Annotated in this window: 13 protein-coding genes; 11 read left to right on the plus strand and 2 right to left on the minus strand. The window is 68.6% G+C overall.

Translation table 11 applies throughout. From position 1 onward, the window contains the following. Positions 1-2: 2 nt before the first annotated feature. A complete protein-coding gene (locus ACGHX3_RS19185; RefSeq protein ID WP_394695898.1) occupies positions 3-614 on the minus strand; it encodes a DUF938 domain-containing protein in 612 nt (203 codons plus the stop codon). A gap of 69 nt (positions 615-683) precedes the next feature. Beyond that, positions 684-1,526, minus strand: coding sequence for an NYN domain-containing protein (locus tag ACGHX3_RS19190; protein WP_394695899.1), 843 nt, complete (start codon positions 1,524-1,526; stop codon positions 684-686). 123 nt (positions 1,527-1,649) lie between these two features. On the opposite strand from ACGHX3_RS19190, the gene ACGHX3_RS19195 reads away from it, so the two are divergent. From ACGHX3_RS19195 to gltB, 11 genes are all read left to right on the plus strand, one after another. Continuing rightward, positions 1,650-3,278 (plus strand): TldD/PmbA family protein, encoded by a 1,629-nt coding sequence (locus ACGHX3_RS19195; protein ID WP_394695900.1) that lies wholly within the window; start codon positions 1,650-1,652, stop codon positions 3,276-3,278. Between the two features lie 288 nt (positions 3,279-3,566). Next, the gene (locus ACGHX3_RS19200; protein ID WP_394695901.1) at positions 3,567-5,201 is read left to right on the plus strand and encodes a TldD/PmbA family protein; all 1,635 of its coding nucleotides are present in this window, start codon (positions 3,567-3,569) and stop codon (positions 5,199-5,201) included. Between the two features lie 98 nt (positions 5,202-5,299). Continuing rightward, entirely contained in the window at positions 5,300-6,634 is a 1,335-nt protein-coding gene (locus ACGHX3_RS19205) for a TldD/PmbA family protein (protein WP_394695902.1), read from the plus strand. 169 nt (positions 6,635-6,803) lie between these two features. Continuing rightward, entirely contained in the window at positions 6,804-7,517 is a 714-nt protein-coding gene (locus tag ACGHX3_RS19210; RefSeq protein WP_238391276.1) for a DUF4159 domain-containing protein, read from the plus strand. Between the two features lie 187 nt (positions 7,518-7,704). Next, a complete protein-coding gene (locus ACGHX3_RS19215; protein ID WP_394695903.1) occupies positions 7,705-8,697 on the plus strand; it encodes an AAA family ATPase in 993 nt (330 codons plus the stop codon). A gap of 10 nt (positions 8,698-8,707) precedes the next feature. Beyond that, the gene (locus tag ACGHX3_RS19220; protein ID WP_394695904.1) at positions 8,708-9,598 is read left to right on the plus strand and encodes a DUF58 domain-containing protein; all 891 of its coding nucleotides are present in this window, start codon (positions 8,708-8,710) and stop codon (positions 9,596-9,598) included. Continuing rightward, on the plus strand, positions 9,595-10,758 hold the full coding sequence (locus tag ACGHX3_RS19225; RefSeq protein WP_394695905.1) for a BatA domain-containing protein: 1,164 nt from the start codon (positions 9,595-9,597) through the stop codon (positions 10,756-10,758). The genes ACGHX3_RS19220 and ACGHX3_RS19225 overlap by 4 nt, the downstream gene beginning before the upstream one ends. After that, entirely contained in the window at positions 10,755-12,929 is a 2,175-nt protein-coding gene (locus ACGHX3_RS19230; protein ID WP_394695906.1) for a hypothetical protein, read from the plus strand. The genes ACGHX3_RS19225 and ACGHX3_RS19230 overlap by 4 nt, the downstream gene beginning before the upstream one ends. Continuing rightward, the gene (locus ACGHX3_RS19235) at positions 12,926-14,749 is read left to right on the plus strand and encodes a carboxypeptidase regulatory-like domain-containing protein (RefSeq protein WP_394695907.1); all 1,824 of its coding nucleotides are present in this window, start codon (positions 12,926-12,928) and stop codon (positions 14,747-14,749) included. The genes ACGHX3_RS19230 and ACGHX3_RS19235 overlap by 4 nt, the downstream gene beginning before the upstream one ends. A gap of 128 nt (positions 14,750-14,877) precedes the next feature. Then, positions 14,878-15,243, plus strand: a complete 366-nt coding sequence (locus ACGHX3_RS19240; RefSeq protein WP_394695908.1) for an I78 family peptidase inhibitor — start codon at positions 14,878-14,880, stop codon at positions 15,241-15,243. 239 nt (positions 15,244-15,482) lie between these two features. Further along, positions 15,483-19,955 carry a glutamate synthase large subunit gene (gltB, locus tag ACGHX3_RS19245; RefSeq protein WP_394695909.1) on the plus strand — a complete coding sequence of 1,491 codons (4,473 nt, stop codon included), beginning with the start codon at positions 15,483-15,485 and terminating at the stop codon, positions 19,953-19,955. Positions 19,956-20,091 lie beyond the last annotated feature (136 nt).

Below are 20,091 nucleotides of genomic sequence, written 5' to 3' on the forward strand. Positions count from 1 at the left end.
GATTACGTTGCCTGTTCCTTCTCGATGGTCTTCTGCCACACCAGGGCGCGGTTGTTCGCCGGCATGGCGTTGTCCTCGACGAGCGCCAAGCCAATCGCACGCGCCAGTGCATCGACGGCTTCGAAATCGCGGATGCCGGAGGCGGGATCGCGCTCCTTCAACCACTGCTCGAAGGCGCGGTTGCTGTCGCTGGTGAAGTCGCCGCCGTAGTTGAAGGGGCCGTAGACGATCAGCAGTCCGTTCTGCTCAAGGATTCCGCCCACACCGGCGAAGAACGCCTCGACCTGCGGCCAGCCCATGATGTGCAGGCTGTTGGCGGTGAAGACGGCATCGAATCTGGCAGCGGGCCAGCGTCCGTCGACATCGAGTTCGACGGCGGGCGGCGTGTTCGGCAACGCCGCCTCGTCCAGCCACGCCGCGATGCCCGGCAGATTGTCCGCGCGATCACTGCTCTGCCAGGTCAGCCACGGCATCGCCGCCGCAAAGTGCACCGCATGCTGGCCGGTGCCGCTGCCGATCTCGAGCACGCAACGGGTCTCGGCGAGATGGCGCTGCAGGACCTCAAGGATCGGTCCCTGGTTGCGTTCGCATGATGGCGCGAATGGTCTGGTCATGCGTAGCGTGCGCCATGCGCACGACCAGGCGTTGACGGAAGCATCATGAGGTCGTGCGCACGGCGCATGCTACGCGGCCCGGACATAGAAGCGCTTCGCGCCGCCGTCGCCTGCCCGCTCCTCGACGATGAAGTGGCGGGGATGCGCCTTCAGCAGATCGCTGAGCTTCTTGTGCCCGTACAGGCGGCTGTCGAAATCGGGGCGCACCTTGTTGAGGTAGCTGCCGACGGCGCCCAGGAAAGCCCACCCCTGGTCGTCGCTGGCTTCCTCGATGGCCTGGCGGATCAGCCGCAGCGGCAGCGATTCCTGCTTGCCGGCCTCCGCCACCGGCGCTGCCGTCGGCTCGGCCTGGCCGGCGGGCTTCTTCGCGGCGGACTTGGTGGTCTTCCTGGCCGGCTTCGCAGGCTTCGGCGGCGACGGCGGCATATTGGATGCGGAAGCCTCGCTCCGCAGCACCTCGACGTAGATGAACTTGTCGCACGCCTGCACGAAGGCGTCCGGCGTCTTGCGCTCGCCGAAACCGTAGACGGTCAGCCCTTCCTCGCGCAGGCGCTGCGCCAGGCGGGTGAAGTCGCTGTCGCTGGAGACCAGGCAGACGCCGTCGAACCGGCGCGTGTACATCAGGTCCATCGCATCGATGATCAGCGAACTGTCGGTGGCGTTCTTGCCGCTGGTGTAGGCGAACTGCTGCACCGGGTTGATCGAGTGCTTCAGCAGCGCCTGCTTCCACTGGGTCATGCGGGTGCTGGTGAAGTCGCCGTAGATGCGCTTGACGCTGGCGACGCCGTACTTGGCGGTTTCCGCCAGCAGGCCTTCGATGACGGCGGGTTGCGCGTTGTCGGCGTCGATCAGCACCGCCAGTCGTGGCTGCTCGTCGTCGTTCTCGGGCCGGGCGACCGAACGGGATTTCATCTGCGAGGCTCCTGTGCGCGATGAGGCGCATTGTGCACTACGTCGCCGTGGCATGACCGGCGTCACTTGACGTTGCGCCGCATGCCGACGACAGTCCGGTGGCTTTCGCTCCAGGATCCCGACATGCAACGACGCGACTTCCTCGCCCTCGGTGGCCTGACCTTGGCCGGCCTGGCGCTGCCCGGCACGCGCGTCATCGCCGCCCAAGCCCTGCTGGAACCCGGCGACGTGGCGAAAAAGAAGCGTCTGGCCGACGCGGCGTTGGCAGCGGCCACCGCTGCAGGCGCGACCTACTGCGACGTGCGCATCGGCCGCTACCTGCGGCAGTCGCTGATCACGCGCGAGGACAAGGTGCAGAACGTGGTGAACACCGAGTCGTCCGGCATCGGCGTGCGCGTGATCGCGCAGGGTGCCTGGGGGTTCGCGGCGACCAACGACCAGACGCCGGACGGCGTCGCGGCTGCGGCACGGCAGGCGGTTGCCATCGCCCGCGCCAATGCGCGCATCCAGGGCAAGCCGGTGCAGTTGGCACCGCTGGCCGGCGTGGGCGAGGTCGCGTGGAAGACGCCGATCGTCAAGAACGCGATGGCGGTACCGGTGAAGGAAAAAGTGGATCTGCTGCTCGGCGCCAACGCCACCGCGCTGGCGGCCGGCGCCAGCTTCGCGGCCTCTCGCATGTTCGTCATCAACGAACAGAAGTATTTCGCCAGTACCGATGGCTCGTACATCGACCAGGACGTGCACCGCATCTGGGTGCCCTTCACGGTGACGGTGGTGGACCAGGCCACCGGCAAGTTCAAGACCCGCGACGGCCTGTCCGCGCCGATGGGCATGGGCTACGAGTACCTGGACGCCAACCCGGCCGACAAGATCGCGTTGCCCGGCGGGGTGGTGGCGTACGGCGCGTCCTACGACCTGCGCGAGGACATCGTGGCGGCGGCGAAGCAGGCGCGCGCCAAGCTGACCGCACCGTCGGTGAAGCCCGGCAAGTACGACCTGGTGCTGGACCCGTCCAACCTGTTCCTGACCATCCACGAGAACGTCGGCCACCCGCTGGAGCTGGACCGCGTGCTCGGCTACGAGGCCAACTACGCCGGTACCAGCTTCGCCACGCTGGACAAGCGCGAGCAGCGCTTCCAGTGGGGCAGCCCGATCGTCAACTTCACCGCCGACAAGACCGAGCCGCGCAGCCTGGGCGCGGTGGGCTACGACGACGAAGGCGTGAAGACGCGCCGCTGGGACCTGGTCAAGGACGGCGTGCTGGTCAACTACCAGGCCACGCGCGATGAGGTGCATATCCTCGGCGAAGACGCTTCGCACGGCTGCAGCTACGCCGACTCGTGGAGCAGCGTGCAGTTCCAGCGCATGGCCAACGTGTCGCTGGCGCCAGGCAAGGCGCCGCTGACCGTGGCGGAGATGGTGAAGGACGTGGAGAACGGCATCTACATCCACGGCCGCGGCTCGTATTCGATCGACCAGCAGCGCTACAACGCGCAGTTCGGCGGCCAGTTGTATTTCGAGATCAGGAACGGCCAGGTCACCCGCCAGATCGAGGATGCGGCCTACCAGATCCGCACGCCGGAGTTCTGGAACGCCTGCACCGCGATCTGCGATGCCCGCGACTTCCGCTTGGGCGGCTCGTTCTTCGACGGCAAGGGCCAGCCCAGCCAGGTCTCGGCGGTCTCGCATGGTTCGGCGACGACGCGCTTCAACGGCATCAACATCATCAACACGGCACGCAGCCTGGGATAGGCCATCGACCGTCGTCCCAGCGCACGCTGGGACCCATCGTGCTCCTGATTTTGTATTCCCACTCCAGAGCGAAGCGCCAATGGATCCCAGCGTGCGCTGGGATGGCGGGACTGAACCTGCCCGCCGCGATGAGCGCGACGTCTCTCCTTCTATGCCGAAAGTCATTTGACGGTGTCTGCACCCCGGCGCAAGAATCGGGGACGACCCGCGCGGCCCACATGGCGCGGGCACAACGCGTCCGTCGCAGTCCCCGCCTGCCCCGTGCAGGCCCAACGGTGGAGAACAGCCTTGCAACGTCGTGACTTCCTGGCCCTGACCGGCCTCACCGTGGGCGGGCTGATGGTGCCGTCCTACTTCGGCAAGGCGATCGCCGCCGAGCAGCTCCAGTCCACCCTCGACATCGCGTTCAAGAAGCGCCTGGCCGACGCCGCGCTGGCTGCGGCCAAGCAGGCCGGCGCCAGCTACTGCGACGTACGCATCGGCCGCTACCTGCGCCAGTTCGTGATCACCCGTGAAGACAAGGTGCAGAACGTGGTGAACACCGAGTCCACCGGCGCCGGCATCCGCGTGATCGCCAACGGTGCGTGGGGCTTCGCCGCCACCAACACGCTGACCGCCGAGGGCGTGGCCGCCGCCGCGCGCCAGGCCGCCGCGATCGCCACCGCCAACAGCAAGACGCAGACCGCGCCGGTGCAGCTGGCCAAGGCGCCGGGCTTCGGCGAGGTGTCGTGGAAGACGCCGATCAGGAAGAACGCCATGGAGGTGCCGATCAAGGAGAAGGTCGACCTGCTGCTGGGCGTCAACGCCGCCGCGATCAACGCCGGCGCCGACTTCGTCAACTCGATGATGTTCGTGGTCAACGAGCAGAAGTACTTCGCCAGCACCGACGGCTCCTATATCGACCAGGATGTGCACCGCATCTGGGTGCCGATGACGGTCACCGCCATCGACAAGGCCAGCGGCAAGTTCCGCACCCGCGACGGCCTGTCCTCGCCGGTCGGCATGGGCTACGAGTACCTGGATGGCGACGCGTCGCAGAAGTACACCACGCCGAACGGCGTCATCAACTACGGCCTGTCCTACGACATGAAGGAGGACGCCATCGCGTCCGCCAAGCAGGCGCGCGCCAAGCTGACCGCGCCGTCGGTGAAGCCCGGCAAGTACGACCTGGTGCTGGATCCCTCGCACACGTGGCTGACCATCCACGAGAACGTCGGCCATCCGCTCGAACTGGACCGCGTGCTCGGCTACGAAGCCAACTACGCCGGCACCAGCTTCGCCACGCTGGACAAGCGCAAGGAGGCGTTCCAGTACGGCAGCGGCCTCGTCAACCTGTTCGCCGACAAGGTGCAGACCGGCAGCCTGGGTGCGGTCGGCTACGACGACGAAGGCGTCAAGACCAAGCGCTGGGACCTGGTGAAGGAAGGCAAGCTGGTCGACTACCAGACCATCCGCGATCAGGCCCACATCCTGGGCAAGGATGAATCCGACGGCTGCTGCTATGCCGACTCGTGGAGCAGCGTGCAGTTCCAGCGCATGGCCAACGTGTCGCTGGCGCCTGGCAAGACCAAGCTGTCGGTCGCCGACATGATCAAGGACGTCGAGAACGGCATCTACATCATCGGCGACGGCTCGTTCTCGATCGACCAGCAGCGCTACAACGCGCAGTTCGGCGGCCAGCTGTTCTACGAGATCAAGAACGGCAAGATCACCCAGCAGCTCGAGGACGTGGCCTACCAGATCCGCACGCCGGAATTCTGGAACGCCTGCACCGCGATCTGCGACGAGAGCGACTACCGCCTGGGTGGCTCGTTCTTCGACGGCAAGGGCCAGCCCGGCCAGGTGTCCGCGGTGTCGCACGGTTCCTCGACCGCGCGCTTCAACGGCATGAACGTCATCAACACCGCCCGCAGCCTGGGATGAGACCTGTAGAGCCGAGCTTGCTCGGCTGCACCGGATCGTAGGTCCTGCCAAACAACGAAGAGCAGCGGAGCGAGCTCCGCTCTACAAGGAAAAACTCCATGAGCATCCTCACCGAAGCGCAGGCGAAAGCCATCCTGGACAAGGTCCTCGCGCTGTCCACCGCCGACGAGTGCACCGCCTCCCTTACCGGTTCGATCGAAGGCAACATCCGGTTCGCGCTGAACAACGTGTCCACTAGCGGCATCGTCAGCAATACCGACCTGGCCGTGCAGGTCGCGTTCGGCAAGCGCACCGGCGTGGCGACCATCAACGAGTTCGACGACGCCGCACTGGAGCGCGTCGTGCGCCGCGCCGAAGACCTCGCCCGCCTGGCGCCGGAGAACCCCGAGTTCATGCCGGCCGTCGAGAAGCAGACCTACAAGCCCTCGCCGACCTTCAGCGATTCCACCGCCGCCATCACGCCGGAATTCCGCGCGCAGGTCGCCGCCGATTCGATCGGGCCGTGCAAGGCGGAGAAGCTGATCGCCGCCGGCTTTCTGGAAGACGGTCAGAGCTTCGTCGCCTTCGCCAACAGCAAGGGCAACTTCGGCTACCAGAAGGCCACCGCGTTCAACTACACCTGCACGGTGCGCACCGAGGACGGCCGCGGTTCCGGCTGGGTCGGCCGCAATCTGAAGGACGCGAACGCGTTCAAGGCCGACAGCGACATCCGTACCGCGATGCGCAAGGCCAGCGAATCGGCCGAGGCCAAGGCGCTGGAACCGGGCAAGTACACGGTCATCCTGGAGCCCGCCGCGGCCGCCGGCTTGATCTCCTTCATGATGAACTTCTTCGATGCGCGCCAGGCCGACGAAGGCCGCAGCTTCCTGTCGAAGAAGGGCGGCGGCAACAAGCTGGGCGAACAGGTCTACGACCCGCGCGTGAACATCAGCGCCGATCCGTGGCACCCCGGCGCCGAAGTGATGCCGTGGGACAACGAAGGCCTGCCGCGCGAGCAGATGCCGATCGTCGAGAACGGCAAGGTGGTCAACCTGGAGTACTCGCGCTTCTGGGCGCAGAAGCAGGGCAAGCGCGCGGTCGGTTCGCCGGGCAACCTGCTGTTCGCCGGCGGCACCAAGTCCACCGCCGAGCTGGTCGCGGGTACGCAGAAGGGCATCCTGGTCACGCGCACGTGGTACATCCGCATGGTCGACCCGCAGACCGTGCTGCTGACCGGCCTGACCCGCGACGGCACGTTCTACATCGAGAATGGCCAGATCAAGCACCCGGTGAAGAATTTCCGCTTCAACGAATCGCCGGTGATCATGCTCAACAACATCGAGGAACTGGGCAAGCCGGTGCGCGTGGCCGGGGACGAGTCCAGCTTCGTGATGATGATCCCGCCGATGAAGCTGCGCGACTTCACCTTCACGTCGCTGTCGGATGCGGTGTAACGCTTCTCCTTCTCCCCCCGGGAGAAGGTGCCCGAAGGGCGGATGAGGGGCGAGCGCAGTCCATGATGCCTGAACCATCGGGACACCATCGCCCCTCTCCCCAACCCCTCTCTCCCACAGGGACTTCCTGCGGTCGCCGTCGGGAGAGGGGCTTTCAGAGACCCCGGCTTTGCTCCACTCCCGGCTAACGCGTGCGCAGTTCCTCCACCTGATACTCGGCGGCGTGGTGACGGCTGCATTGCCCAGGCAGGCGCGCGCCCAATCGGGCAACTACGACTTCCGCTTCACCCGCCTGAAATACGACTCCGGCGACTGGGACGTGGACGCGCGCATGCCGTCCAACCTGATCACCTCGCTGATCGATTACACCAGCCTGCGCGTGGATCCGAAGGAGCATGTGCTGGCACTGTCCGATCCGCGCATGCTGGCCGCGCCGTTCTGCTACCTGGCCGGGCACAAGCTGGTCGACTTCAATCCTGCGGAGAAGCGCAACTTCGAGCGCTACGTCCGAAACGGCGGCTTCGTCTTCGTCGACGACTGCAACCACGATATCGACGGCCTGTTCGCCAAGTCGTTCGAAGCGCAGATGGCGGCCATCTTCGGCTCGAAGGCGATGAAGAAGCTGCCGAACACGCACGCGATCTATTCCTCGTTCTTCAAGTTCGACGGCCCGCCGGCGACCAGCTTCGAACTCAACGGCTGGGGCGACGACCTGGTGCACGAGTACCTGCAGGGCATCGAGATCAACGGCCGCCTCGGCGTGCTCTACAGCAACAAGGACTACGGCTGCGAGTGGGACTACGACTGGCGCAACAAGCGCTTCCTCGCCGAAGACAACACGAAGTTCGGCGTCAACCTCGTGATCTATGCGTTAACGACATGACCGTATCCGCCCACCCGACACTCTCCGCCGTCATCCCAGCGAAAGCCGGGATCCAGTTTGATCTTGCCTTTGCCTCTTCCACCGGCCGTCCGCATTCAGCGCGAAGATCACGATGGATCCCAGCTTTCGCTGGGATGACGGCGATCCTTACTGCGACCCGCTGCACTGGAGTCAGCCAGGAAACACCATGACCACGATCACCGAATCCGACCTCCAGCAGCAGCTCTCCAAACTGGGCGAACTCCGCGCCGCCATCGGCCAGGCCATCGTCGGCCAGCAGGACGTGGTTGAGCAGCTGCTGATCGGCCTGCTCGCCGGCGGCCACTGCCTGCTCGAAGGCGTGCCTGGCCTCGGCAAGACGCTGCTGGTGCGCTCGCTGGGCGAGGCGCTGCACCTGCAGTTCCGCCGCGTGCAGTTCACCCCGGACCTGATGCCCAGCGACATCCTCGGCACCGAGCTGCTGGAGGAAGACCATGGCACCGGCCATCGCCATTTCCGTTTCCAGCCCGGTCCGATCTTCACCAATCTGCTGCTCGCCGACGAACTGAACCGTACGCCGCCGAAGACGCAGGCCGCGCTGCTGGAAGCGATGCAGGAGCGCACCGTCAGCTACGCCGGCACCACGCATGCCCTGCCCTCACCGTTCTTCGTGCTGGCCACGCAGAATCCGCTCGAGCAGGCCGGCACCTACCCGCTGCCGGAAGCGCAGCTTGACCGTTTCCTGCTGCACATCCGCGTCGACTACCCGACCGAACAGGAAGAGCACGACATCCTGGCGCAGACCACCGGCCGTGCAGGCGGCGCGGTGCCGCGGGTGATGGAAGGCGAGGCGGTGCTGGCGCTGCAGCAGCATGTGCGCGACGTGCACGTCAGTGACGACCTGCTGCGCTGGATCACGAAACTGGTACGCGCGAGCCGTCCCGGCGACGGCGTGCCCGAGGAGATCCGCAAGTACGTGCGCTGGGGCGCGGGTCCTCGCGCCGGCCAGTCGCTGGTGTTGGCGGCGAAGGCGCGTGCACTGCTGCACGGCCGCCTGGCCGCGACGCGCGAGGACATCGCGGCACTGGCGAAGCCGGTGATGCGCCATCGTCTGCTGCTGTCGTTCGCCGCCGAGGCCGAACAGGTGAGTGCCGACGATGTGATCGCCGCGCTGCTGCGCGGTGTACCGCTCGCCGGCTGATCGACCGCCCGTGGCGCACGACCTGATCCCCGCCGACGTCCGCAGCCGGTTGAAGGACCTGCGGCTGACCGCGCGCCGTGCCATCGGCGCGCAGGGGATTGGCGTGCACCACAGCCGCAGCCGCGGCGCCGGCCTGGAATTCGCGCAGTACCGCGCCTACGAGCCCGGCGACGAACTGCGCCAGATCGACTGGAAGCTGTACGCACGCTCGGACCGCTTCTTCGTACGCGAAGCCGAGCGCGAGAGTCCGCTGACGGTGTGGATCGTGCTCGACGCCACCGCCTCGATGAACCAGCGCGACGGCGAACGCGGCACGCGCTTCGATGCCGCGCGCCGGCTCACCGCCTGCATCGCTGAACTCGCGCTGCGCCAGGGCGATCGTTTCGGCCTGCTGGTGCTGCACGGCGATGGCGTGCGCCTGGTGTCGCCCGGGAACGGCGCGCGCCAGCGCGACCAGTTGCTGCTGGCGCTGCATGGGCTGACGGCTGGCGGCGTGTTTCCCGCGACCGACAAGCTGGCCCCGGTGTGGGAGCGCATCGGTGCCGGTGACCTGGTGATGGCGCTGAGCGACGGCTTCGATGAGGCGATGGTTGCGCTGATCGAACGCCTTGCAGCTGCCCGCCGCGAGGTGCTGGCGATCCAGTTGCTGACGGCGGAGGAGCGCGACTTCCCGTTCACCGGCGGCCACCGCTTCCGCGATCCGGAAACAGGCGAGGAGCTGTTGGGCGACGCCGTCGCGCTGCGTGCGGATTACCTGACCCGCTTCTCCGAGGCGCAGCGCCTGCTCGATGCTCGGCTGGATGCCAGCGGCGTCCGCCACGCGCGCTACTACACCGACCAGCCGCTGGACCTGCCGCTGCGGCGGCTGTTCGGTGCGCGCGACGCAGCGGAGTACGCATGAACCTTGCGCTGCTGCTGCCTGCGGGACTCGCGGCACTCGCGGCGTTGCTGTTGCCGTTGCTGTTGCACCTGGCGCGTCGCCACGAACAGACGCCAACCGACTTCGCCGCGATGCGCTGGCTGCGGCAAAAGCCGAAGCCGCGCCACCGGATCCGCTTCGACGAGTGGCCGCTGCTGCTGCTTCGCCTGCTGCTGCTCGCGTTGCTGGCGCTGTGGCTGGCGAAGCCGGTGCTGTCCGGCATGGACGACACGCGCCCGCGGGTCGTCGCCGTGCCGGGCGTGGATGCGGCGGCGGTGCGTGCGCAGGCAACAGACACCGACGCGCAGCTGCACTGGCTGGCGGCCGGCTTCCCGTCGCTGGACGAATCCGCACCCGCAGGCACACCCGCCGTCGCCAGCCTGCTGCGGCAGCTGGATGCCGAACTGCCGGCAGGTGCGCCGCTGACCGTGGTGGTACCGGCCACGCTGCAGGGTGCGGACGCCGAACGCCCAGTGCTGTCGCGTGCGGCGACGTGGACCGTGGTCGAAGGTGCGATGCCGGTAGCGTCGGCATCAGCGCTACCACCGCCGTCGCTGGTCGTGCGTCACCCGTCGGGCAACGACACGGGACTTCGTTACCTGCGTGCAGCAGTACTTGCTTGGCAGCCGAGCGTCGACGCGCCATCGGGGTTGCAGGTCGGCACGCAGGATGAAGCGCTGCCAGCGTCCGCGCGCGCGCTAGTGTGGCTGGTCCCGGGACCGCTACCCGCCGCGGTCGTGCAATGGATCGAATCCGGCGGCACCGCACTGCTGGCGAACGAAAGCACGCTCGACGGTTTCACTGCCGACGCGACGCCGTGGCGCGATGCCGACGGCGTCGCGCTGGTCGAATTCGCGACGCGCGGCAAGGGTCGCGCGCTGCGTTTCATCCGACCGTTGCGACCGGATGCGATGCCGGCGCTGGTCGAAGCCGACTTCCCGCAGCAGCTGCGCGCCCTGTTCGATGCGCCAGCCGCAGCCCCCGCGCGCGTGCTCGCCAGCGACTACGCGCCGGTGACTGGTGGCGCGACCTATCCCGTCGCGCCGCGCGACCTGCAGCCCTGGCTGGCCTTGCTGATCGCACTGCTGGTGTTGGTCGAGCGCTGGATGGCGACGCGACGTGCACGGAGCGTGGCGCCATGACGCTGTCGGCGACCGACCGTCTCGCGCAGGCGCGCCGGCATGCGTTGCTCGGCCAGCTGTTGCTGGGCGCGGCGATTCCGGTCGCCGTCGGCGCGGTGCTGTGGCGCACGGCATCGCCCGGCGTCGCGGTCGCGGTGGCATTGGTCGGGATCGCACTGCTCGCCATCCTCGCCTGGCGACGGACGCGCGCCTTCGATACGCCGTGGCTGGTGCGGCAGCTGGATGCGCGCCGCACCGATCTGGACGACAGCACCGACCTGCTGCTGGCGCCGCCTGTTTCCCCGTCGCCGTTGCAGCAGCTGCAGCAGGCGCGCGTGCGCGAACGGCTGCGCGCACAGCCCGCGCCGGACCTGCGCGCACCGTGGCCATGGTCGCGCATGGCAGCGCTGTGGCTCACCGCCGCGGTCGTGATCGCAGCGACGCTGCTGTGGCCCGCACTGACGAACGACGCCGGCACCCTCGCACCGTCGGACGAACCCGCGCCGGCCGCACCCGGCATCCCGCACCTCGTCGCGCAACGCCTGCATGTCGCGCCCCCCGGCTACACCGGCATTGCCGCACATGCGGAAGCGACGCTGGATGCCAAGGCGCCGATCGGCTCGCGGCTGACCTGGACGTTGCGCTTCGATCCGCAACCGACGGCGGCGACGCTGGTCTTCCACGATGGCCAGCGGATCGCGCTGACGCGCGACGGAGATACCTGGAGTGCTGCGCACCTGCTGGCGAAGTCGACGCTGTATCGCGTCGTCGCGGCCGGCACGGAAGGCCTGCCACCGACGAAGCTGCGCCGTCTGGATGCGATCCCCGACCGTGCGCCGGAAGTGAAGGTGCTGGCACCGGATCGCGGCCTCAGCCTGGTGGCGGTCGGACAGACGCAGTGGTCCCTCGCCTTCGAAGCGCGCGATGACTACGGCATCGCCCCGACCGCCACGCTGAAACTGACGCTCGCCCAGGGCAGCGGCGAGAACATCGCGTTCAAGGAACAGGTGATGACGCTGCGCGGCAGCGGCCCGGCGACGGCACGCCGCTTCAGCGCCTCGCTGGACCTGAAAGCGCTGGGCATGGCGGTGGGCGACGACCTGATCGCGCAGCTCACCGTGCAGGACACGCGTTCGCCCACGCCGCAGCACGCGCAGAGTCCTGGCCTGATCCTGCGCTGGCCGGCGGACCTCGGCCAGGAAAGCACCGGCCTGGAAGGGCTGGTGAAGAAGGTGATGCCGGCGTACTTCCGCAGCCAGCGCCAGATCATCATCGACGCGGAGGCGTTGCAGAAGCAGAAGCGCAGCCTGCCGGCGGACACGTTCGTCACGCGCTCCGACGCGATCGGCGTGGACCAGCGCATCCTGCGCCTGCGCTACGGCCAGTTCCTCGGCGAGGAAGCCGAAGGCGAACCGCAACCGCCGCCGACCAACGATGCGGACGACGGGCATGCGGACGACGATGGCCACGACCATGCCGGCGAAACCGCGCAGGCCGATGACGGGCATGGTCACGGACAGGCGACGTCGGCCAGCGGCGCTGGCTTCGGCCGCGAAGCCGACGTATTGGAAGCCTACGGCCACACGCACGACCACGCCGAGGCCGCGACGCTGCTCGATCCGGAAACGCGCGCGACACTGAAGAAGGCGCTGGACCAGATGTGGCAGTCGGAACTGCACCTGCGCCAGGGCCATCCCGACCGGGCGCTGCCGTTCGCCTACAAGGCGCTGGACTATATCAAGCAGGTGCAGCAGGCCACGCGCATCTACCTGGCGCGGGTAGGGCCGGAACTGCCGCCCATCGACGAGACGCGCCGACTCGACGGCGACCGCAAAGGCATCGCGCCGCGCGCGCTCGGCCCGCTCGCGGGCGCGCAGGACGAGGAAGCACCGGCGCCGGCGCGCGCCTGGACCGCGCTGGCGAACGACAGCGTGCCGGCCGACGTCGCCGATCTCGATGCGCTGCAGGCCTGGCTGCGCAGCAACGAGACGCGCGTTCCGGACGTGCTCGACCTGTTCGCCGCCATCGACGAGGTACGCGGCGATCCGGCGTGCGCGCCCTGCCGCCAGCGACTACGTGCGCTCCTGTGGTCGGCGTCCGCGCAACCGCCGGCGCAGGTACCGCGGCGTGGCGCGGTGGACGACGCGGGTCGCCGGTACCTGGATGCCCTGCGGCAGGAGCCGGCGCGATGAACGTCGCCGCGTCGTTGCCCTTGCTGTTGGCCGTGCTGCTGGCGCTCGCCGTGGCGATGGCATGGCTGCGCCTCGTGCTGTGGCGGCAGAGCGCGCCGCAGGACCGGCGCAGTTCATCGACGCGGTTCGCGCTGCTGTGCCTGCTGCAGCCGATGATCGCGCTGCTGCTCTACTTCACCCTGCTGCCGCCCCGCCAGTCGGCCACCACCGGCACGCTGGTGGTCATGACCGCACAGGCGGACCGCGTCGCCCTGCCGGCGACGCTGCAAGGCCAGCCGCGCGTCGCGTTGCCCGAAGCACCGGCAGGCCTCGATGCCGAGCGCGTGCCCGACCTCGGCACGGCGCTGCGCCGGCATCCGGAAGCGCATGCGCTGCATGTCGTCGGCACCGGGCTGGAAGCGCGCGATCGCGACGCCGTCGGTGATCGCGACCTCGCCTTTTCGGCGGCGCCGATGCCGACGGGCATCGTGCAGCTGGCGCCGGTCGATGTCGTGGTGCCGGGCGCCACCTTCGCCGTCACGGGCCGCGTGCATGGCGTGCCGCAGGCGACCGTGGTGTTGCGCGATCCCGCCGGCCAGCGCATCGCCGCGACCGTCGTCGACCGCCAGGGCAGCTTCCGCCTCGACGGACTGGCACGGCTGCCGGGGCCGTCGTCGTTCCGCGTCGAGGTGCTGGATGCCACGCGCAAGGTGGTGGATGCGGCGACGGTGCCGGTATGGACGCAGGCCACACCCGCGCCACGCGTCTGGGCGCTGGCCGGTGCGCCGAATGCGGAATGGAAGTACCTGCGCCGCTGGGCGACCGACGCCGGCATTCCGCTGCACCTGCAGGTCAGCCTGGGCGGCGGCCTGCAGCTGGGCGACGCGCCACTGCCGATGACGGCCGACACGCTGCGCCGCTTCGACCTGGTGCTGCTGGACGCACGCAGCGCCGCCGCGCTCGGCGACGGGCAGCGCGCGGCACTCGCCGCCGCCGTGCGCGATGGCCTTGGCGTACTGGTCCGCGTCGATGGCGCACTCGCGCCGGGCGTGCAGCGCTTGCTCGGCGTGTCGCTGGCCGGCAACGGTGCAGCGGAATTCCAGCTGCCGCGTCCCGCGCCTGACGACGATGCCTGGCGCGCGCGCCGCGGCGCCGGCACGGCGGATGCGCCGGTCGATGCGGATGCGGTCCCTGCCGGACTGCCGACGCTGACGCGGCAGGCGCTGCGCCCGGCGTCGCCGGACGCGATCCCGCTGCTGCGCACGGCCGATGGCACCCCGATCGCGTGGTGGCGCGCGGAAGGGCGCGGCCGCATCGGTGCGTGGACGCCGACGGATACCTACACGCTGGCGCTGGCCGGCCACGCCGACACGCACGCCACCCTGTGGTCGCAGGCGTTGGGCACGCTCGCACGTTCGAGCCCGGACGCGACCTTGGCCGCACTCGACGATGCGCGTGTTTCGCAGCGGGTATCGCCATGCGGACTCGCCGACGACGCCCGGGTCACCGCACCGGATGGCACCGTCACCCGAGTGCAGCGCGATCCCGCCACCGGCGCGACCCGCTGCGGCGGCTACTGGCCGCGCGCGGCGGGATGGCACCATCTGGCAACGGACAGGACGACGGCTCCGTTCTTCGTCCGCGCGAAGGACGATGCGCCGCACCTGCACGCGGCCGCGGTGCGCGAACAGACCCAGCGGCTGGCATCGCGATCCCGGACTGCCGCCGCCGCGTCGGCAACGGAAGGCCCCCGTGGGCCTGCGTGGCCCTGGTTCCTCGGTTGGCTGTTCGCTGCGGGTCTGCTGTGGTGGCTGGAACGGCGGCGTCCCATCGCGGCGTGAGCAGGCCCGGCTTTCCGGTCCGTTCGTGGCGGTCGCGCCTGATCGGCGGCACCGTTCGGCCCCTGATTAACGACTCTCGAATGTCCAATACGTAATCTCTGCTTCAGACCCATCTTCCGGAGTGCCGCATGATCCGAGCCGCGATTCCCGCCGTGTTGCTGACCCTGTCGCTTGCCGCCTGTTCCGCGCCCGATGCCGACGAGCAGACCGCCGCCGCCGAACAATCCCAGGCCGCCGCCACCGAAGCCGCCGAGCCGGCGCCCGCGGAACCGGCACCGACCGAACTCGCCGGCACCTGCGACGATACCCAGGCGCAGTGGATCATCGGCAAGACGGCCGGCGAGAAGGAGATCGAACAGGCAAAGACCGACAGCAAGTCCGAGGCCGTGCGCGCACTGAAGCCGGGCGATGCCGCGACGATGGACTTCAATCCGAACCGCCTGAACGTCATCCTCGACGAGAAGGGCGCGGCGACCTCGGTCAACTGCGGCTGACAGCCACACGACAGGGTGCGACGACGAGCCGCCTGTGCCTGCACAGGCGGCTTTTTCGTGCATGAAGAATCGCACTGCACGCCCCGCAAAAAGTTGCCTTTGCAACCAACCACTGGCGTGCAATAGGTGTTGTTGCGGCATCGCAACAACTGTGATCTAGTCGGGGCTCCGGTGACATTTCGAAGTGCCGCTGCGTGGGCAGGGCACGGTGTCGCCGTCACTCCGGTTTGAGGCGACACATGGCCCCTCGCAATCGCCAAGGCGGCTTTGACAACGGTCTGTACGATCCGAACGACGAGCGCGACGCCTGCGGCTTCGGCATGATCGCGCAACTCGACGACCAGCCCTCGCGCGCGCTGGTCGATACCGCCATTGCCGCGCTCTCGCGCATGACCCACCGCGGTGGCGTCGCCGCCGACGGACTCACCGGCGATGGCTGCGGCCTGCTGATCCGCAAACCCGATGCCTTCCTCCGCGCGCTCGCCGCGGAGTCCAACATCGCGCTGGGCGAACGCTTCGCCTCCGGCCTGGTGTTCCTGCCACACGACGACGCGCAGGCCGCTCAGTGCCGCGCCACGCTGGAAGCCGAACTGTTCCGCACCGGCGTCACCGTGAAGGGCTGGCGCGCGCCGCCCACCAACGACAGCGTGTGCGGCCAGCTGGCGAAGGACACGCTGCCGCGCATCGAACAGGTGTTCGTCGACGCCGGCGATGAGCAGAAAGACGAAGCCTTCGGGCTGGCGCTGTTCCTCGCGCGCCGCCGCAGCGAACAGCAGCTGCGCGTGCCGGTCCCCGACTTCTACGTGGTCACGCTGTCGCCGCATGCCATCGGCTACAAGGGCATGGTGCTGCCGGACAAGCTGGCGGTGTTCTTCGCCGACCTGCAACGTGCCGAGCTGGCCAGCAGTGCGGTGGTGTTCCACCAGCGCTTCTCGACCAATACGCTGCCGCGCTGGCCGCTGGCGCATCCGTTCCGCCTGCTGGCGCACAACGGCGAGATCAACACCATCGAAGGCAATCGCCGCTGGGCGCAGGCGCGCAGCAAGGTGTGGAAGACGCCGCGTTTCGACATCGCCGAGTTCGACCCCGTCATCTCGATGCACGGCTCCGATTCGCAGAGCCTGGACAACATGCTGGAACTGCTGGTCGCTGGCGGCATGGAGCTGATCCAGGCGTTGCGCATCCTGGTGCCACCGGCCACGCAGTCGCTGGAGTTCAAGGACGCCGACCTCGCCGCGTTCTACGAGTTCTACGGCCTCAACACCGAACCGTGGGACGGCCCGGCCGGCATCGTCTCGATGGATGCGCGCTATGCGGCGTGCACGCTGGACCGCAACGGCCTGCGCCCCGCGCGCTGGATGCTGACCAGCGACCGCCACTTCATCGTCGCCAGCGAAGCCGGCGTGTGGGAAGTGCCGGCCGAGCGCGTGACCCGCAAGGGCAAGCTCGGCCCCGGCGAGATGATGGCGATCGACCTGCGCCGTGGCGACCTGCTCGACAGTGAGGCGGTGGACCGCATCAACCGCGGCCGCGCGCCGTACAAGCAATGGCTGCAGCAGGGCGTCACCTACCTGCAGACCGAACTGATCGACCCGTCGCTGGTCGAGGAGCCGTTCGACGAAAAAACGCTGCGCGGCTACCACAAGCTGTTCCAGCTGACGACCGAGGAAGTCGAGCAGGTGCTGCGCCCGCTCGCGGAGACCGAGCAGGAAGCCACCGGCTCGATGGGCGACGACACGCCGATGGCGGTGCTGAGCCGGCAGACGCGTCCGCTGTACGACTACTTCCGCCAGGCGTTCGCGCAGGTCACCAACCCGCCGATCGATCCGCTGCGCGAAGACTGCGTGATGTCGCTGACCACCCAGCTGGGCCGCGAGACCAACATCTTCCATGCCGGCGCGGAGACGGTGAACCACGTCATCCTCAACTCGCCGGTGCTGAGCCAGCGCAAGCTGCGGCAGCTGCTGAAGATGCCGCAGTACGTCGAGAAGAACCGCCTGATCGACCTGTCGTACGCGCCCGAGGAAGGCCTCAAGGCCGGCCTGGAGCGGATCTGCCGCGAAGCCGAACAGGCCGCGCGCGATGGCGACGTCATGCTGCTGCTGTCGGACCGCTACCCGCAGCCGGGCCGGCCGATGGCGCACGCGCTGCTCGCCACCGGCGCGGTGCACCACCACCTGTGCCGGGTCGGCCTGCGCTGCGACGCCAACTTGATCGTCGAGACCGGCACCGCGCGCGACCCGCACCACATGGCCTGCCTGATCGGCGTCGGCGCGACGGCGGTGTATCCGTACCTGGCCTACCAGACGCTGTTCGACCTTGGCCGCCGCGGCATCCTGCAGATCAAGAAGGGCGGCGAGCAGGCGCAGATCGGCCGCAGCTACCGCAAGGGCGTCTACAAGGGCCTGTCGAAGATCATCTCGAAGATGGGCATCTGCACCATCAGCAGCTACCGCGGCGCGCAGCTGTTCGAGATCGTCGGCCTCGACCCCGATGTCGTCGACCTGTGCTTCGCCGAGACGCCGTCGCGCATCGGCGGCGTCGGCTTCGAACGGCTCGACCTGGAAGCGCGCCAGCTGGACGCGCGTGCGTGGAACGACCGCGAGGCGCCGGACGTCGGCGGCCTGCTGAAATACGTGCACGGCGGCGAGTACCACATGTACAACCCGGACGTGGTGATGACGCTGCAGCGCGCGACGCGCAGCGGCGACGCCCGCGATTGGCAGGCGTACGCGGAAGCGGTGAACACGCGTCCGCCGTCCGCGCTGCGCGATCTGCTGCAGCTGAAGAAGGCCGACGTGCCGACGCCGCTCGACCAGGTCGCCGATGCGTCCGACCTGTTGCGCCGCTTCGACAGCGCCGCGATTTCGCTGGGCGCGCTGTCGCCGGAAGCGCACGAGGCACTGGCCATCGCGATGAATCGCCTGGGCGGGCGCAGCAACTCGGGCGAAGGCGGCGAAGATCCTGCGCGCTACGGCACCGAGAAGCGCAGCAAGATCAAGCAGGTCGCGTCTGGCCGCTTCGGCGTGACGCCCGAGTACCTGGTCAATGCGGAAGTGCTGCAGATCAAGGTCGCGCAGGGCGCCAAGCCCGGCGAAGGCGGCCAGCTGCCCGGTCACAAGGTCAACGACCTGATCGCGCGGCTTCGCTACGCCAAGCCCGGCATCGGCCTGATCTCGCCGCCGCCGCACCACGACATCTATTCGATCGAAGACCTCGCCCAGCTGATCTACGATCTGAAGCAGGTCAATCCGCAGGCGCTGGTCTCGGTGAAGCTGGTCAGCCATGCGGGTGTCGGCACCATCGCCGCCGGCGTGGTGAAGGCGGGCGCCGACCTGATCACCATCTCCGGCCACGACGGCGGCACCGGCGCCAGCCCGGTCAGTTCGATCCGCTATGCCGGCGTGCCGTGGGAACTCGGCGTGGCCGAGGCGCACCACGCGCTCGTCGTGAACCAGCTGCGCGACCGCACCGTGCTGCAGACCGACGGCGGCCTGAAGACCGGCCTCGATGTGGTGAAGGCGGCGCTGCTTGGCGCCGACAGTTTCGGTTTCGGCACCGGCCCGATGATCGTGCTGGGCTGCAAGTACCTGCGCATCTGCCACCTCAACAACTGCGCCACCGGCGTCGCCACACAGGACGAGCGCCTGCGCACGCAGTACTTCACCGGCCTGCCGGAACGCGTGGAGAACTTCTTCCGCCTGCTGAGCGAGGAAGTCCGGCAGTGGCTGTCGTACCTGGGCGCACGCTCGCTGGACGAGATCGTCGGCCGCACCGACCTGCTGCAGCAGATCGACGTATCGCCGCGCGAAGGCGTTCGCGTCGACCTCTCGCGGCTGCTGAAGGGCGCGCAGTTCGACAGCAGCGCCTGCGCGGCGCAGCGCCTGTACGAATCGCCCGACAGTCTCGCCACGCAGCTCGACGGCCTGCTGGCCGAGCCGATCCGCAGGAAGAGCGGCGGCGACCACCGCTTCCTGATCCACAACACCGACCGCAGCATCGGCACCCGCCTGTCCGGCGCCATCGCGCGCCAGCACGGCAACCAGGGCATGGCCGACGCGCCGTTGAACCTGCGCTTCCGCGGGACCGCCGGCCAGAGCTTCGGCGCGTTCAACGCCGGCGGCCTGCAGATGGAGCTGGAAGGCGAAGCCAACGACTACGTCGGCAAGGGCATGGCCGGCGGCCGGCTGGTAGTGCGCCCGCCGCGCGGTGCGCGTTTCGAAGCGCGCAACACGCCGATCATCGGCAACACCTGCCTGTACGGCGCGACGGGCGGCGAGCTGTTCGCCGCCGGCCGCGCGGGCGAGCGCTTCGGCGTGCGCAATTCCGGCGCGCTGGCCGTCATCGAAGGTGCCGGCGACCACTGCTGCGAATACATGACCGACGGCATCGTGCTGGTGCTGGGCAGGGTGGGCCTGAACTTCGGCGCCGGCTTCACCGGCGGCCTCGCCTACGTGCTCGACCTGGACCGCGATTTCGTCGACCGCTACAACCACGAGCTGATCGACATCCACCGCATCAGCCCGGAAGGCTTCGAGAGCCACCGCCAGCACCTGCACACGCTGATCAGCCGGCACCGCGAACTGACCGGCAGCATCTGGGCGCAGCAGATCCTCGACGAGTTCCGCGACTACGTGGGCAAGTTCTGGCTGGTGAAGCCGAAGGCGGCGAGCATCGATTCGCTCAACGAGACGTTGAGGCGCGCGGCATGAGTGCGCTTCGCCTTTCTCCTCCCCCCTCGCGGGGGAGGATGCCCGCAGAGCAGGAGAGGGGGCGCGAGCGCAGCGACGCGTGCGGTTGCTTCCATGCACTCGATGCGATGACGTGGCGCTTCGCCGCAGCGGGCTC

This window comes from Pseudoxanthomonas japonensis (assembly GCF_043632995.1).
GTDB lineage: Bacteria > Pseudomonadota > Gammaproteobacteria > Xanthomonadales > Xanthomonadaceae > Pseudoxanthomonas_A > Pseudoxanthomonas_A japonensis.